Here is a 1,985-nt window from a genome sequence, read left to right on the forward strand (position 1 = left end):
GAGTTCGCTCTACAGTGGACCACGACCCACCAACCCCAAGTCGCATAGCGACTGGACCACCAAACGGGTCCCCCTCACTTCGACGAGCACCGAGCCGGCCAGCCGCAATAGTGCGGCCGGATTCGGAAAGACCCCGACGACGTCGGTTCGGCGCTTGATCTCGCGGTTGAGACGCTCCAACGGGTTGGTCGACCAGATCTTTTTCCAGTGCGCCACCGGGAAGTCGGCGAACGCGGTGATGTCCTCGGCGGCATCACGCAGCATGGTCTCGACCTTGGGCAATTGCCGGCCGAGCATGGTGGCGATGGTGTCGAGTTGTTCGCGCACGTGCTCGGCGTCGGGTTGGGCGAAGATGGTGCGGATCGCCGCGGCGACCATCTCCGCGGAGCCCTTGGGCACCTGCGCGAGAACGTTGCGCACGAAATGCACCCGGCACCGTTGCCAGGCCGCTCCGATCAGCACGGCTTCGATGGCGGCCCGCAGCCCGGCGTGGGCATCGGAGATGACCAGCTGCACCCCGGCCAGCCCACGCGATTTCAGCGACCGCAGAAACGCCGTCCAAAATGCGCCGTCCTCGGAGTCTCCGACGTCGAAGCCGAGCACTTCGCGGCGGCCGTCGGCGGCCACGCCGGTGGCGATGACGACGGCTTGGGAGACGACCCGGTGGTTGACCCGGGCTTTGCAGTAGGTGGCATCGAGGAACACATACGGGAATGCCTGCTCCGAGAGCGGGCGGTCGCGGAAGGCGGCCACTTCGGTGTCTAGGTCCGCGCAGATTCGCGAGACTTCGCTTTTGGAGATCCCCGAATCGGCCCCCAGGGCTTTGACCAGGTCGTCGACCTTTCTGGTGGAGGTGCCGTGCAGGTAGGCCTCCATGACCACTGCGAACAGGCACTGATCGACTCGGCGCCGGCGCTCGAGCAGTGCGGGGAAAAACGAACCCGACCGCAGCTTGGGGATGCGCAGTTCCAGGTCGCCGGCCACCGTGGTCAAGGTGCGCGGCCGCGACCCATTGCGCTGATTGGTTCTGGACTCGCAGCGCTCATGGGCGGCGGCGCCGATCAGCGCGGTCAACTCCGCCTCGATCAGAGCCTGGTAGATGGTTTCGGCGGCTTGGGTGATCCGGTCACCGGCATCGGCGGTGCGCAGTGCGTCGAGCACCTCGAGCAAGGCAGACTGATCCAGGGCCATCGCGATGTTCCTCTCGGTAGTGATGCTTGGCGGTTTCACCACAGAGACTCACGCGATGGCCCTCTACACATCAGCACCGACACGCCGCCACTACTTACACCACTCCCCGGGACGTGAATGTCGTTCGCCGCCAAGTAGTCACGTCCCGGTTGCGTCATCTGGATGATTTTTGTCATCGCCCGGCGCGCGTTCTTCGGTATCGCATGGAAGTCGTATGGGTGATCGTGTCGCCGCCGCTTTTCATCTTCGACACTCCAAATATCTTCACTGACACCGAGCCCCGGAGCGGCCGATGGAACCTTCCGTTCGTTGATCGGGGTGAAGTTCGCTCCTTCCAGGCAGGCGATGAGCACAGCGATAGCGACTGCCCCCTCCTGGCTGACGAACAGCATCGGTCGTGCCGCGTTGACCCCCGAATATCTGTAGTCGGAGACCGTGATTCCCAGCGCATCGCGAGTCGCATCCGATAGCGGAGCACCGGCCGTGGCGACTTCATGAAGCGCGTCGACGCGAGCCCTCTGCTCAGGTGGGAGTTTCGTACTGTCACGCCGCCGCAGCATGAGGAGATTTGGATAGATGCGCTGGTACTCGGCATTGACGGCGACTGTTGCTGCCTTGAGGATCGCGTCGTACACAACCTTTGGATAGGGCTGACTTTCGGCGGCGTCCCTCTTCGGGAGCCGTCGATTGAGGTGTTTCGGCAGGTCGGGGTGAAGTCGGGCGTGTCATTCCATCTGTGTAAGTCCGAGGTGGTCCATCATCGGACCGCCGTTGGGGCGGACAGAAGGAGTGTT

Annotated in this window: 1 protein-coding gene and 1 pseudogene; both read right to left on the reverse strand. The window is 63.7% G+C overall.

Translation table 11 applies throughout. The annotated features are described in order from the left end of the window. Positions 1 to 78: 78 nt before the first annotated feature. Positions 79 to 1,191 (reverse strand): annotated as a pseudogene (locus tag BST28_RS22820) (IS256 family transposase); the annotation flags it as partial. A 35-nt stretch (positions 1,192 to 1,226) separates the two neighbouring features. After that, a complete protein-coding gene (locus BST28_RS23570) occupies positions 1,227 to 1,826 on the reverse strand; it encodes a hypothetical protein (RefSeq protein ID WP_109560777.1) in 600 nt (199 codons plus the stop codon). Positions 1,827 to 1,985 lie beyond the last annotated feature (159 nt).

This window comes from Mycolicibacter kumamotonensis, assembly GCF_002086285.1.
In the GTDB taxonomy this organism is placed as follows: Bacteria; Actinomycetota; Actinomycetes; order Mycobacteriales; family Mycobacteriaceae; genus Mycobacterium; species Mycobacterium kumamotonense.